Annotated in this window: 13 protein-coding genes, 1 tRNA gene and 1 other RNA gene; 11 read left to right on the top strand and 4 right to left on the bottom strand. The window is 39.1% G+C overall.

Annotated elements, in window-relative coordinates; translation table 11 throughout:
* Window positions 1–161 precede the first annotated feature (161 nt).
* Together HNQ43_RS08560 and recU are read right to left on the bottom strand one after the other, a co-directional pair.
* Window positions 162–2,669: a transglycosylase domain-containing protein gene (locus tag HNQ43_RS08560; protein WP_183376812.1), complete on the bottom strand. Its 2,508-nt coding sequence runs from the start codon at window positions 2,667–2,669 to the stop codon at window positions 162–164.
* Window positions 2,666–3,256, bottom strand: coding sequence for a Holliday junction resolvase RecU (gene recU, locus HNQ43_RS08555; RefSeq protein WP_183376804.1), 591 nt, complete (start codon window positions 3,254–3,256; stop codon window positions 2,666–2,668). The genes HNQ43_RS08560 and recU overlap by 4 nt, the downstream gene beginning before the upstream one ends.
* Window positions 3,257–3,354: 98 nt before the next feature.
* Here recU and HNQ43_RS08550 point away from each other — a divergent pair, with 98 nt between their 5' ends.
* The 5 genes from HNQ43_RS08550 (at window position 3,355) to HNQ43_RS08530 (ending at window position 6,986) form a co-directional block, all read left to right on the top strand.
* Window positions 3,355–3,705 (top strand): DivIVA domain-containing protein, encoded by a 351-nt coding sequence (locus tag HNQ43_RS08550; protein WP_183376802.1) that lies wholly within the window; start codon window positions 3,355–3,357, stop codon window positions 3,703–3,705.
* Between the two features lie 7 nt (window positions 3,706–3,712).
* Window positions 3,713–4,040: RNase P RNA component class B (rnpB, locus tag HNQ43_RS08545), an RNA gene on the top strand.
* A 214-nt stretch (window positions 4,041–4,254) separates the two neighbouring features.
* A complete protein-coding gene (locus HNQ43_RS08540; RefSeq protein WP_183376800.1) occupies window positions 4,255–5,208 on the top strand; it encodes a magnesium transporter CorA family protein in 954 nt (317 codons plus the stop codon).
* 53 nt (window positions 5,209–5,261) lie between these two features.
* Window positions 5,262–6,092, top strand: a complete 831-nt coding sequence (locus HNQ43_RS08535) for a LytR/AlgR family response regulator transcription factor (RefSeq protein WP_183376798.1) — start codon at window positions 5,262–5,264, stop codon at window positions 6,090–6,092.
* Window positions 6,093–6,140: 48 nt separating this feature from the next.
* A complete protein-coding gene (locus tag HNQ43_RS08530) occupies window positions 6,141–6,986 on the top strand; it encodes a damage-control phosphatase ARMT1 family protein (protein WP_183376796.1) in 846 nt (281 codons plus the stop codon).
* 314 nt (window positions 6,987–7,300) lie between these two features.
* Here HNQ43_RS08530 and HNQ43_RS08525 read toward each other — a convergent pair.
* Window positions 7,301–7,376, bottom strand: a tRNA-Gln gene (locus tag HNQ43_RS08525).
* Between the two features lie 98 nt (window positions 7,377–7,474).
* Here HNQ43_RS08525 and gltX point away from each other — a divergent pair.
* Together gltX and HNQ43_RS08515 are read left to right on the top strand one after the other, a co-directional pair.
* A complete protein-coding gene (gene gltX, locus HNQ43_RS08520; RefSeq protein WP_183376794.1) occupies window positions 7,475–8,929 on the top strand; it encodes a glutamate--tRNA ligase in 1,455 nt (484 codons plus the stop codon).
* Between the two features lie 29 nt (window positions 8,930–8,958).
* Window positions 8,959–9,747: a mechanosensitive ion channel family protein gene (locus tag HNQ43_RS08515; RefSeq protein ID WP_183376792.1), complete on the top strand. Its 789-nt coding sequence runs from the start codon at window positions 8,959–8,961 to the stop codon at window positions 9,745–9,747.
* Here HNQ43_RS08515 and HNQ43_RS08510 read toward each other — a convergent pair.
* Window positions 9,725–10,555 carry an HAD family hydrolase gene (locus HNQ43_RS08510; RefSeq protein WP_183376790.1) on the bottom strand — a complete coding sequence of 277 codons (831 nt, stop codon included), beginning with the start codon at window positions 10,553–10,555 and terminating at the stop codon, window positions 9,725–9,727. The two genes, HNQ43_RS08515 and HNQ43_RS08510, sit on opposite strands and share 23 nt — an antisense overlap.
* Window positions 10,556–10,632: 77 nt before the next feature.
* Between HNQ43_RS08510 and HNQ43_RS08505 the strand changes: the two genes are divergently transcribed.
* From HNQ43_RS08505 to galE, 4 genes are read left to right on the top strand one after another with little or no spacing between them, the layout of a single operon-like run.
* Window positions 10,633–11,328, top strand: a complete 696-nt coding sequence (locus HNQ43_RS08505; RefSeq protein ID WP_183376789.1) for a hypothetical protein — start codon at window positions 10,633–10,635, stop codon at window positions 11,326–11,328.
* A 5-nt stretch (window positions 11,329–11,333) separates the two neighbouring features.
* Window positions 11,334–13,112, top strand: coding sequence for an aminopeptidase P family protein (locus HNQ43_RS08500; protein ID WP_183376788.1), 1,779 nt, complete (start codon window positions 11,334–11,336; stop codon window positions 13,110–13,112).
* Window positions 13,113–13,120: 8 nt separating this feature from the next.
* Window positions 13,121–13,603, top strand: a complete 483-nt coding sequence (locus HNQ43_RS08495) for a CpXC domain-containing protein (protein ID WP_183376787.1) — start codon at window positions 13,121–13,123, stop codon at window positions 13,601–13,603.
* 26 nt (window positions 13,604–13,629) lie between these two features.
* The gene (gene galE / locus HNQ43_RS08490; RefSeq protein WP_183376786.1) at window positions 13,630–14,646 is read left to right on the top strand and encodes a UDP-glucose 4-epimerase GalE; all 1,017 of its coding nucleotides are present in this window, start codon (window positions 13,630–13,632) and stop codon (window positions 14,644–14,646) included.
* The last annotated feature ends 7 nt before the right edge of the window (window positions 14,647–14,653 follow it).

Here is a 14,653-nt window from a genome sequence, read left to right as displayed (position 1 = left end):
CATAGAATCGAGCCTTTAAAAACAAATTGGGGTGAAATCACCCCAATTTGATTTAAATTGAATTTAGGAAAACCCCAACAGAATTTAAAGCGCCTTTTTTTACAGCAATAAAGAGAAAGACGGCATAAGAAAAGGCATCCCGATCAGATGCCTTTTATAGGTTATAACCAACTAAAGATGTTAAACAGAAACTTTCTTGGAAGGCCGAGAAGCCCGCTGGTTTGCAAGGATTGTGGTGTAGTGCCAGTACCAGGATCTGTAGTTCCTGATCCCCCAGAACCTGTACCGGGATCTGTGCCAGGATCTGTAGTTCCTGATCCTCCGGAGCCCGTGCCAGGATCTGTAGTTCCTGATCCTCCAGAACCTGTACCAGGATCCGTAGTTCCAGATCCTCCGGAACCAGTGCCAGGATCTGTTGGCCAGGTACATGCGCCATTAGCCCATGTGCCGCCTTGATTGAGACAATCTTGTTCTGCCTGATTGGTCTCAGTTTCAGGATCTTCTGTTGTTTCTTCTTCCTCTTCGGTTTCCTCTTCCTCTTCTTCAGTGTCATCTTCTACCTTGGCATTACCACCTGTGACTTTGGTATCGCCTTGAGATAAGAATTCAGTTTTAATGTAGCCGCCGTTATAACTTGATACGCCGCTTGGTTTTTCAATATCATGGTAGTTATAGAACTGGGCACAGTAATCAATCAAATAATCTGATATATAGAAACCTGTTGCCTGGTATAACACGCTAGTAGTAAAATAATAGCCTTCTTTTTCTCTTTCAAATGTGTAACCTAGCCATGTTGCGACTGTAATATCACTGGTGTAACCCACAGACCATTCGTCACGATAATTGCCGTTTGGAATGCCATATTGTGCACCTTCGATTCCCCAGTCTGATGTACCGGATTTTCCATATACAGTATAGTTTTGGTTGTATAAGATTTCATTGAAGTTTTGATAATTACCCGATACGACATTTTCCAAAAGATAGGATGTCATAAAGGCTGCTTCTTCGCTGATCAAATCGTATTCGGTCGTATCTCCGGTTGTTTCTTTGTTGTCCGAACGTCGAATGATGTTACGTACGGTATGATCGTTAACACGTGTTCCCCCATTGGCCAGCATCGTATAGGCACTTGCTTGTTGACGAGGGGAAGCATACATGTTGCTTCCACCAATTGCATATTGTTCTACAAAGTCTTCACAACGCTCTTCAGTATAGCCTAACTTTTTACAGAATTCGATCCAGTAATCATAGCCGGTTTGATCCACTAATTCAATCATCGCCTGAGCTGCCGGGGTATTTAAAGATAAACCTAAAGCGGTTTTTAAATTCACGACCCCATGGTACTGTCGATCCGAGTTTTGAAGATTGCTGCCAGAATTGAAGTAATCATCTGCATGGTCGTTGATTTTGTGTTCGGTTGACCAACCTAATAGATCAAATGTAGATGAGTAAGCCAAGAGTGGCTTCATAGAAGAACCAGGCTGTCTTTCTGTGATTGACAAGTCGTTTTTGACCGCATCAGAATAATAGGTTCTTCCCGCTCCTACGGCAATTACTTCACCAGTTTGATTTTCCACAACGGCAAATCCGGTATCGATCACATCGTTCGGGAAAGAAATGATATTTCCAGCACAGATATCATAGGCGACTTGTTGTACATCCTGATTCAATGTTGTATAGATATCCATCGGAACGACTGTTGGATCTTGTCCGGTCAGTTCTGTGACTTCGGTAAGAACTTGACTGATAAACGGTGCATTTGGATCAGAACTGGAAACCTCTTGATAATCTAAGGCAAACTCTAGTTTTGTGTTTACAGCTAACTGATACTCCGTTTCTGTGATATATCCATGCTGCAGCATCATAGCCAATGTTGTATTTCTTCGTTCTGTCGCATTGGCTAAATAATCCTGATCCGTTTTTATCAGATTGTTGAGCGGATTATAGGTATCCGGCGCATTGATGGCTCCGGCCAAAAAGGCAGACTCTCCTAAATTTAATTCAGATACATCTTTATTAAAGAAGTAATTTGCAGCCTTTTGGATGCCTCGAGTGTTATCGCCTGAACCAAACCAGATATGATTGACATAATACTCAAAGATCTCTTCTTTATCTAATGTTTGTTCGGCAATTAAAGATAAATAAATCTCTTGGACCTTTAATTTGATATTTTCTAAGGTGGAGATTCCGCCCTGTTCATTCCAAAGTTTTTCTTTTTGTTGAGTCGTGAATGTATTGTCGATCAACTGCATGGTTAAAGTAGAACCACCTTGGGCCAAGGAGCCGCTTCGCAAATTGGTCAATGCACTAGCTAAGAAACGCGGCAAGTCGAAACCGCTGTGATCGAAATAACGAGAATCCTCGATACTTAAGAAAGCATCGACCACATCTTGCGGAATTTGATCGTATGTAACATTTTCACGAATTTCGGCTCCTAGTTCCGTCACCAGATTTCCGTCCCGATCATAAATGCGTGAGTTAGAGATGGTCGTCAAATCGCCCTCTACAAACTGCATGCCTTCCGGATCGTTGATGATATTGACCAAAATAAAGAAAACAGAGATGCATCCTACTAAAAAGATAGAAAGAACTCCGATTGCTAGTTTATTCCAAACATCCAATTTTCGCCGCTTTTTTATAGCTGGCGTTTTATTTACCCCTTTGTTCATGAATTTTCCTCCTTGAAATAGATTTGATCAACTATTCGTAAGTAATCAAGACGGGGAATATATCCCTCTTGAATTTGATGACCATTTTTCTGAAACCAGGAATATGAAATCGAACTTCGAGTAGTACGTTCTATGGCCTGGATCATCAAAGGAGCATCGATCAAATACGTTTCATTGTAGCTGGTGAATCGTACGATAAAAAAACCGATTCCTCCATGAAGCTGTACTTTTTTTAAGTGTTGAATCTGATGAGGGTGTACGATGCCGATTGGAAACTGTGATTTATTTTTGGTTTCCTTTGCTTCAAAATCAATGTAACGCCCCCGATATACACCATTGTAGTCAGTTGTAGACGGAGTCTTATAATAGGCTTCGACGATCTTAGCCTTATTACGAGCCGGATAGTCAACGTGGACTACTTGAACCGGTGTTGGCTTTTTGTAAATCAAGGCCTTGTCGCATTCTCGATAGTAAGCATTCGTATCGTTGATATCTGCTTCTAAACGCATTCCGCGATGCGTATGGCGGTCTTGCACTCCTTGATTTTTTATCGGTGAAATCGCTGTTGGATATCGAACTACACTCATCGGCTTTATTATATATGAAATGAGGGGAACATTCAAATATGGTTGATTTTTATGGGGAAAGACGGCATAATTAAATGTAGTGTTTAGGGGGAATAACCATGGCAAAAGAGTTGAATCTTACTGCACAAGAAATATTTGAAAAAGAATTCCATGTTGATATCAAAGGTTATGCACCGGCAGAAGTTGATGAATTCTTAGATCAGATCATTGAAGACTATCAAGTTTACGATGAAAAGATGGAAGAATTAGGCCAGGCATTGAGTCGTTATGAAGAAAAAATAAAAGAACTTCAACAAGAGATTTATACTTTACAAAGTGAAAAAATCAATCTTGAAGAAAAAGTCAATGCGGATTATGTCAATGGAAACAGTGATTCGATTGATATTTTAAAACGCATTGCTCGTTTGGAAAAAGCAGTGTTCCATACGGAAGAAGAAACAGAAGAATAAACAGTTACGATTTCGACAGTCGCTGGCGAAAGTTAGAGGAAAGTCCATGCTCGCACAGTCTGTGATGACTGTAGTGTTTGTGCTGGATGAAGTCATAAATCCAGGCAGGTCATTGACCTGACGGCTGCTTGACTTCCTAAGGGAAACTAGGGAAGGAAGGCTTTAAAAGTGCCACAGAGACGAGCCATTCTGGAAACAGAATGGGTGGAACGGGTAAACCCCACAAGCGAGAAACCCAAATTTGGTAGGGGAATCGGCCGGAATGAATCAGAAAGGAAGGCCGGATAGGAAACTATAGATAAATGACTGTCTAATACAGAACATGGCTTATGAAATCGAAGAAAACGGGAGACTTCCCGTTTTTTCTTTTGTTAAAATCTTGGAAAGTGTGTGTGGCTTTCCTGGTTTTGTGATACAATACTAAAGCATGAGAGAAAGTAGGTGAGTTTATGTCTCCGGACCCATTAAGTTGTAATAAACACCACATAATGAATCAAATAAAAGGGCGGGGACATAACCAGTAGTCTTCGCCGCTAAGGAGGGATTACTGTGCTGGAATTCTATAAAACTTTTGATGATGGAACGCGTTTGATCGATGCTCCAGAACGAGGATGCTGGATCAATGCAATTGCGCCAACGGAAGAAGAAAGAAATTTTTTGATAGAACAAATTGGAGTTTTGCCCGAGTTTGTCAAATCTTCATTGGATGAAGAAGAAAGCTCACATATTGATTATGATGATGATTTTGATCAGACTCTTGTGATCGTCGATTATCCAGACTCTGATGATAGCGAAGCAAATAAAAATGAAGATTATACGACGTTGCAGTATAAGACCAACCCTATGGGTATCGTAATCTTAAAAGGTTATGTCGTGACGATCAGCCTCTATGAAAACTGGTCTTTGCAGGATATGGCACAAGGTCGAGTTCGTCAAATGGATACGCGACTGAAGACTCGGTTTTTGTTGCTTTTAGTTCTTCGCATCTCACAACAATATTTAGTATATTTGCGCCAGATCGATCGGTTATCGAGTCGTACGGAAGCGAAACTACATCAGTCAATGGAGAATAAGGAATTGATTCAGATGCTTGGGCTGGAAAAATCACTTGTATTCTTTTCCACCTCATTGAAGGCTGATGAGATTACCTTAAATAAAATCATGCGAGGGAAAATGATCAAACTGTACGAAGAAGATGAAGATCTGCTGGAAGACGTCATGATTGAAATCAATCAGGCCATTGAGATGTGTAATATTTACTCCAATATCTTGAGTGGAACGATGGATGCGTTTGCGAGCGTGATTTCGAATAACTTGAACATTGTCATGAAAGTCTTGACAGTGATTACGATTGTTATGGCTATTCCGAATATTATTTTTAGTTTCTACGGCATGAATGTTGATGGCTTGCCGGTGCCTCATGTACTCTTTCCTACATCTGTGGCTATAATAGCTTGTCTGATTGCTATCTTGATCTTCAAGAAAAAAGATATGTTTCATTGAGGTTTATCAAAAGATAAGCCTTTTTATTTTGAGGAGCCCGGGAAGTTTTGATTATGATTTTAAAGATTTTGATTCTTGATGATAATAAAGAAGAGAGTGAGAAAACCAAGTGTCTTTGTGAAAAAATATTGATCACATGCAATATTAAATATCAAATCTATCTTGCGAATTCTGGCAATGTCTATCAACATTCTCTTAAAAATATTGATCTAATGATAATGGAAACGAAGTTTGATGCGATCGATGGTTTTGAATTGGCCAAAGCGCTTCGGCGAAGATTTCCAGAGATTCAACTCTGTTTTATGACCAATGACAAAGATCGTACCGATCAAGGTTATAGCGTACATGCATTGCACTATTTATATAAATCTTCACAAAATGATTACCTTGTTTCCAATTTGCGGACAATCTTATATGAAAACTATTTTATATACTCCGGTTTTAAAGACAAGCGAGTTTCAATCTATCCAATCCACTACTATGAAATCTATTATGTAGAATATATTGACCGCCATTCGCGCCTTCACATGAGAGGACGTCGGGATCAAAATACCACTTATTCTTTACATTATTGGATCAAAAAACTGGAATCAACCTGGTTTGTGCAGACATATCGTTCTTATATTGTGAATTTGCTCTGGGTCAAGCAATATGATCGAAAAGAGAAAATGATTACAATGTCAAATGGAGATAAGATTCCAGTTTCTTTAATGTATCGAAATCATTTTGAATCTTCTTATTATAAATTGAAAGAGATGTTCGCTAAGAAGCAAGGGAACTATGAAAATACGTGTTATTCCTTTTTGAGTTGTTGTAAGCATTATTTCCCGCTTGCATTAGATGAATCGATTACTTTGGCTCAAAAACATAACTGTCCGAATTGAACAGAAGATTTGTTCTGTTTAAAATAAGAAAAGAAAGAGGGATAAAGTATGCAGATTACTCAAAGCTGTGCGAAATGCCTGTATGATAAACAAAAGCGAAACGTTCAAGATGAACAATATTTGCAAGAGATTCGAGCAATCATCGATGGGTGTGATGATCATGCATCGGCACCTTACCTCGTTTATTTATTCAATCAGGTTTATGAGAAGCATTTTGGGAAATTAGTTTCTTATAAAGAGATCAAGAAAAAGTATAATGATTTGGTCCTTTCTATGGAGGATGTATTGAAAGTGCGAATCGAACAAGCTTCTGATCCATTAATTACGGCCTTTGCTTTTGCCCGAGTTGGTAATTTTATTGATTTTGGCGCTATGGATCATGTAGACGAAGAAATGTTTGTCTCTTTATTTGAAAAAGAACAATTGAGTCAATCAGATCAAAAAGTGATGAAATCGTTTTTAAATCAGTGCGAGAGGGCGAAAACATTTTTGTTAATCACAGATAATTGTGGAGAGATCGTAGTGGATAAGTTGTTCCTTGAACAACTTCATCAAAGATTTCCGAATCTCGAGATCAATATCTTAGTACGAGGGAAAGAAGTCCTGAACGATGCCACCCAGGATGATGCGGAATATGTTGGAATCAGCCAATATGGGAAAATCTGTACAAATGGCTACCCCATTGCCGGGACGATTTATGATATGTTACCAGAAGAGACAAAGGAGATCTTTGAAAAATCCGATGTTATCTTAGCCAAAGGACAAGGAAATTATGAATCCTTGAGCAAGCAGGGACGACATATCTTCTATTCTTTTTTATGTAAATGCGATCTCTTTACGGAGCGTTTCCAAGTGCCGAAATATTCCGGGATATTTGTAGAAGAAAAGAATTGAACGGGTTGCTTTAAACAGTTTTTTTAAGGATGTTTACTTTATATTTTAATGGAATTGGATAGAAACTATGTTTAACTACAGGGGGGAATACCCCGCTTAAGTTTTAAACAAAAGAAAACCGCAGAACAGAAACTTGATCAATTTTACCTTTTCATAACCATAGTTTTATTCTTTTAACAGCCAGTCTGTTACATTAATAATTAGTTCCCTATGTAAACTAATCTAATGTCAGAATTACTTTTTATAATTTATTAAAAAACAATCGAAAAGCACAAAAATAAAACGCCACCTCTTCAAGTGACGTTTGATTTCTATGGCTGGGGTACATGGATTCGAACCATGGAAATGCCAGATTCAGAGTCTGGTGCCTTACCGCTTGGCTATACCCCAAGGTGCTTATATATAATATATTTTTTTTTGAGTTTTGGCAACTGTTTATTGAAGAAAAAAAGTTCTTGGTTTAAGATTATCGAGAAAGGATGAAAAATATGTCAAAAATTAGAACACGATTTGCTCCAAGTCCTACCGGATATATGCATATTGGAAATTTAAGAACCGCTTTGTTTGAGTATTTGATCGCAAAACATGAAGATGGCGATTTTATTTTGCGCATTGAAGATACGGACCAGCAACGCCAAGTTGAAGGGGCCGAAGAGATTATATATAAAACATTAAAAGACTGTGGTCTGAACTGGGACGAAGGACCAGATATCGGAGGAGAGCATGGTCCCTATATTCAGAGCCAACGTTTAGGAATGTATAAAGGATATGCTGAGGAATTGATCAAACTGGGAGGGGCTCACTATTGCTTCTGTTCAGAAGAAGAGCTTCAGAAACAAAGAGAAGAACAAGGAGATTCTTTTAAGTTCGATGATCCTTGTAAACATCTGACACCCGAGGAAGTTCAGGCTAAACTAGATGCCGGAGAGCCCTATGTGATTCGCCAGACAATCGGTAAAATCAATGAAACGACCTTTGACGATGAAGTTTATGGTCATATTGAAGTGGATGTCAACACATTGGATGAACAGGTTCTGATCAAGTCGGATGGATTTCCCACTTATAATTTTGCGAATATTATTGACGATCATCAAATGCAGATCACGCATGTTGTTCGCGGGAATGAATATTTGTCGAGTACGCCTAAATATAATCTGATCTATGATGCTTACGGATGGGACAGACCAACCTATGTTCATGTACCGCCGGTTATGAAAGATGAACATCATAAACTTTCAAAACGAAATGGAGATGCATCATTCCAAGATCTTGTTGCCAAGGGGTATCTTCCGGAAGCTATTATCAATTACATCGCATTGTTAGGGTGGTCTCCAGAAACAGATCAAGAGATCTACTCTTTGGAAGAATTGATTCAAGTGTTCAATATTCATCGCATTTCTAAAAGACCAGCTATTTTTGATCTTGATAAACTCACTTGGATGAATGGTGAATATCTGAAGCATATGGATTTTGACCGATACTATTCACTGATCGAACCAAAGTTAAAAGAAACGATCACTCGCGATGTTGACTTAAAACAAATTGCTCAACTGGTACAATCAAGAGCAAATACGTTAAATGAAATTCCGGAAATGATCGATTTCTTTGAAGCGTTGCCGGACTATGATTTAGAAATGTATAAGCATAAACGTCAGAAATCAAAGAAAGAGACGGCATTAGTGGCTTTAAAAGAAGCTTATCGTGTATTACAAGATTGTCCATGGACCAGCGAAGAAGAGATCCATGATTTATTGATGGCACTGCCAGAGATGCTGGAAATGAAAAATGGACAGGTGCTTTGGCCGATCCGTACGGCATTGACAGGAAAACAATCAACACCAGGGGGAGCTATTGAAGTGGCTTATATCTTAGGTAAGGAAGAGAGTCTTTCTCGTATCCAGGTTGGAATCACAAGATTAGAAAAAGATTTAGAATCGGCATAGTCCGATTCTTTTTAAAAAGGAGGATAAGCATGTTTGATCAATTGGAAAACTTATTGATAAAAATGGCTGTTGCGGCAGTGATCGTGATTGTGGGAATGTTCTTGGCTAAAATCGTGAGGAAGCTGATCGTTCGCTTATCCCAGAATGTAAACGATCGCGGAGCTTTGAGTTTTATTGGATCCTGTGCATCGATCAGTATCAGAATAATATTTGTTGTCATTGCTTTGGCAGTGCTGGGGTTAGATATGTCAATTATTGTCGGCTCTTTGAGTGCAGTCTCTTTAGGAATCTCTTTGGCTTTGCGAGATACTATGAATGATGTGGCCGGCGGAATCCAGATTTTATTTACCAAGCCCTTCGTGATTGGCGATACGATACGCATTGAAGATAAGGAAGGAATGGTTACACGAATAGAGATTTTGTTTACGGTTTTACGTACATATGATCATCAAGAAATCGTGGTTCCAAATTCGACTGCCATCAGTGAAATCGTTATTAATTATTCCAAAGATCCTTATCGGCGCATTCATATTACCTTTCCAGTTTCCATAGAAACGGATCCGGAACTTTGTTTTCAGTTAGGGAACAGTGTATTAGATTCACAAAGAGAACATATCATTGCTACGATGCAAAAAGAAGTCGTGATTGAATCGATGCAAGAGCAATCTATGATCATAGGAATTTATTGTTTTGTTCCTTTGGAAGTTTATTGGTCATGCCTTTGCCAAATGAACGAAGAAGTGCAGAAAAAAAGAAGGGAAATGGATTTGACTTCAGTTTCTCCTTCTGTAATCGTTAAATCAGATGCAGCTCTTTAAAAGCATTAAAAACTCCATCGTGTAATAAATCATCCGTAACCATGTCAGCTTTTTCTTTGACTTTGGAATCGGCATTTCCCATAGCTACTGAGATCTTTGCTTTTTCAAACATACATAGATCATTGAATCCGTCACCAATCGCAATGGCATCTTCCGGAGTTGCGTTATAATACGCCAACAATGTATCCATGCCATGGGCTTTGGTGATATTTTTTTCGGATATTTCACCGCTCTGGTTCCCGAAAGGTTCAAAAGTAGAAGGAACGCAATCAAAATAATCTTGCAGATCTTCTTCAACTTGCTGATAGGAACGCCCGGATTCTAAAAAAGATATTTTATTGACAGGCAATTGTTCAATGTTTTCATAAATCTTTAAATTATGTAAAACTTGGACCAGACCATGCTTTTCATAATCCTGGCCCGATAAATGACCACAATATTTTTGTACAAGCTTTTGGATTGCTTCTTGTGTGTTTTTCGTTCCCGCCAATCCGTCATTCATCTCATAGAGCGCATTGATTTGATGGCGATTTAGATAATCGATCAAGAAACGAATCTGATCTATAGAAAAATTTTTTTCTTCTAATATGTTTCCTCTGACTTCTACACAGGCTCCGCTTCCGGTGATCAGTCCATCGTAATCGAGTTTTAACATGTCTCCGTAAACTTCAATTCTTTGTCTTCCGGTACAAAGGCAAATCTTATGCCCGTTTTTCTGTGCTTTTTGGCAGGCTCTCAGGGCACTTTCGGGGATAAATCCCTCGTGGTGCAGCAATGTGCCATCTGCATCGATAAAGAGTATTTTCATCGGTTCCTCCTTGGTAGACTTATTACCAGAATTATTCTACAATAACAAAGGAAAGATTTTCAAATCAGGGAGAGATTATGACCAGTATCGCTATTTACAGTGCAGTATCTATTCTATGTTCTATAGGCATTGCACTTCTGCCATCGAAATCACTGCAACCACTGACCAAATGGTTTTCATTAGGAAAAAAAGGGATTCGCCAGATTCGAAGCAGAAGAGATCAGACAGATACCATTGCGAATGCTTGTTTGGCTGCAAGCTTGTTGTTTTCTTTGATCTTTTGGCTGATTCCCGGGCATTTTGTGATTTATGGAATTTTTCTGTTTCTGACATTTTTGGCTCTTTTAGGCCAGACCAATCGCATTAGTGCTAAAAAGCCGCCCGTTTATCGAGGCGCATTACTGTTTTCTGTTTCATTGATGTTCTTTTTTGGATTGTTCAGTGGCTTAGGTTGTTTTAATGATTTTGTGACTTGGAAAGCAGCAAGTCAATTTACCAAGGATTTATTTTCTGGAGAAGTTTTTCATATTTTTTATTTTTTACGCAACTATGTTCCTATGATGGTTCTATTACAGGGACTCTGTTATTTGTTTCCTATGTATTGTCTATGGGCACAAATCAAGTATATGCGCTTAGAGAATACCTATAAAGGAAGAAATATCGGATTATTTGTGGTAAAGATCTTATGGCTTTGTTTATTGATGATTGTTTTGAGCTGCGGAGGAGTCGAAGTTTTGAACTGGGCTTATTATATTAATTATGTGGAGGTGTAATTCGTATGATCAAAGAGCGTTTACAAGCATTGCGAATGGAAATGAAAAAAGAAGGAATACAGGCCTATATTGTTCCGACAAGCGATTATCATGATACGGAATATGTTTGTGAATACTTTGCATGCCGAAAATATCTTTCTGGATTTACAGGCAGTGCAGGCGTACTTGTTGTTTTGATGGATCAGGCTGGTCTTTGGACAGACGGCCGATATTTTATTCAAGCGGCCAATCAGTTAGAAGGGACAGGCATCGACCTGATGAAGATGGGACAACCGGAAACTCCATCTATCCCAGCATATATCCTTGCCCATTTACAAGAACACGATACGGTAGCTTTTGATGGCAAAGTGATCAACCTGCAAGATTATCGGCAATATTTAGCTCAATTTTCTACCAAGGAAATCCAAGTTGAGAACCGCATAGATCTGGTGTCTCGTATTTGGAAGGATCGCCCGGCACTGCCATCATCTCAGACTTTTCATTATGAAGAACGATATGCCGGATATTCTATTGATGAGAAGTTGGAAAAAGTTCGTTTTGAAATGAAAAAATTTCATGCGGCATCGCATGTGATCACCAAGATTGATGAAATTGCCTGGGTTTTGAATTTAAGAGCCAGTGATATTCCTCATTTTCCAGTTGCCTTAGCTTATATGACAATTGAAATGGATCAGGCAACCGTTTATATTGATGGGACTCGTTTAGATGATCGATCTAGAGAACTTTTTGAAAAAGCGAATGTTCGGATCAAAGGGTATGATGACATTTATAAAGATGCTGCTTCCTTATCTGGCCCCGTATTGATAGATCCTCATTTTGTCAACAGCACTCTGGCTTTATCAATCCAGGAACCGATCGTGGAGGCACAAGATCCGATCATTCTTTTAAAAGCTTGTAAGAATGAAACGGAAATCAAGAATACAAAATGGGCCCATATCAAAGATGGGGTTGCAGTTACGCGATTTATGTACTGGCTCAAACATCAGGTTGCTCAAGGATCGATTACCGAATGCAGTGCGCAAGGTCAGTTACAAAAATATAGAGCGCAACAAGATAACTATTTAGAGGATAGCTTTTCTACAATTTGTGCGTATAAAGATCATGCGGCTATGATGCATTACAGCGCAACCCCGCAAAGCGATGTGGTTTTAAAGCCAGAAGGCATGCTCTTGGTCGATAGCGGAGGACAGTATCTTGAAGGAACTACTGATATCACACGAACTTTTGTGTTAGGGCCGATCACTTCAGAAGAGAAATATTGGTTTACTTTAGCGCTGAGAGGACATATTCGACTGGCAAAAGCCACTTTCCTTTATGGTTGTCGCGGATTGAATTTGGATATCCTGGCACGCGGACCACTATGGGATCAGATGATGGATTATCAATGCGGAACCGGACATGGTGTAGGACATTTATCCAATGTACATGAAGCGCCTAATGGTTTTCGCTGGCGTATCGTTCCGGAAAGAAACGATTCCTGTGTTTTGGAAGCGGGCATGATTCAAAGCGATGAACCAGGGGTTTATCAGGAAGGTTCATTTGGAATTCGTCATGAAAATGAGCTTCTTGTTGTTGCTAAAGATCAAAATTTTTATGGTCAGTTCATGGGCTTTGAATCTTTGACATTTGTACCATTTGATCGTGAAGGTATCGATGTATCCTTGATGACACAAGATGAGATCGAATGGTTGAATGCTTATCATCAGGAAGTCTATGAAAAAATTCATCCGTATTTAGATCCAGAAGAAGTCTCTTGGCTTAAAGAAGTGACTCGACCTTTATGAAAGAAAGGATGATTGAAATCACATGCCCGATCTGTGGGCATGTTTTTCAAATTAAAAGGGATACTTTGGCTATTGCCGGAATTAGCGACGGTATAGAAAAAAGATTGAAGGATGGCACGTATTTTCAACATATATGTTCAAAATGTCATCATCTTTTTACAATGATCTATCCCTTCGTCTTTCGTAATCCACAAAAGAAAACATCACTTGTTTTATCTCAACAGTCGACGATCAAAGGTTTCGATCAAGAAGAGAAGGTCGTTCGATGCAAAGACGCAGATTCTTTTCTATTAGCCTACAAGGCCCTGTCGCAAAATCTCAATTTGAGTTTCTTGATCCGCAAACAAAAACAATTTCGCAGTATCTGGCCAAGTGTAATATTTGATAACTATGATCCGGATCATCATTGTCTTTGGGTACAGGTCCATGGAGAATGGAAAGCGTGTTGTTTGACAAAAGAAGAGGAACAAGAACTCAAAACTATTGTATAATAATAAAAAAAAGAGGAGAACAGATTATGCATATCTTAGTTACAGGTGGAGCCGGCTACATTGGAAGCCATACTTGTGTGGAATTATTGGAAGCTGGTTATGAAGTTATAGTTGTAGATAACCTCTATAACTCAAACAGGAAGGCTATTGAGCGAATTCAACAAATTACGCACAAAGAAGTGAAATTCTATGAAGAAGATATTTTGAATAAAGACGCATTGCGTAAAATCTTCCAAGAAAACGCAATCGATGCCGTCATTCATTTTGCGGGGCTGAAGGCAGTAGGAGAATCTGTACAAAAACCTATTGAGTATTATACAGTCAATATTTCCGGCACATTGAATTTAATCTCTGTTATGAAAGAATTCAATTGTAAAAATATTATCTTTTCATCCAGTGCCACGGTTTACGGCGATCCGCAGGAGATCCCTATCACAGAAAAATGTCCTAAAGGCGTCTGCACCAATCCTTATGGCTGGACCAAATGGATGTTAGAGCAGATCTTAACGGATGTACATACTTCGGATCCGGAATGGAATGTGATCTTATTGCGGTATTTCAACCCGATTGGAGCGCATGAAAGCGGATTGATTGGTGAAGATCCCAAAGGCATTCCTAACAATTTGTTGCCATATGTTGCTCAAGTGGCGATTGGTAAATTAGAGTGCGTCGGAGTCTTTGGTGACGATTATGATACGCCGGATGGTACAGGAGTGCGAGATTATATCCACGTTGTGGATTTGGCCAAAGGTCATGTTCAAGCTTTGAACAAGATCAAAGAAAAAGCGGGATGCAAAGTCTATAACTTAGGAACGGGAAAAGGATATAGTGTTTTAGATGTAATTCACGCTTTCTCAAAAGCCTGCAAAAAAGAATTGCCTTATCAGATCAAACCGCGACGTGCAGGAGATATTGCGACTTGTTATTCAAAATGTGATTTAGCGAAAGAAGAGTTAGGATGGGAAGCTCAATATGATCTTGATGCGATGTGTGCTTCCAGCTGGAAATGGCAATCTATGAATCCTGACGGATATGATTCTTAAGGAGATC

Origin of the sequence: Faecalicoccus acidiformans, from assembly GCF_014202635.1 — a bacterium.
GTDB classification, from domain to species: domain Bacteria; phylum Bacillota_I; class Bacilli_A; order Erysipelotrichales; family Erysipelotrichaceae; genus Faecalicoccus; species Faecalicoccus acidiformans.
Note: the sequence above shows the minus strand (reverse complement) of the source record. Positions and strands in the feature narration are given on the sequence as shown.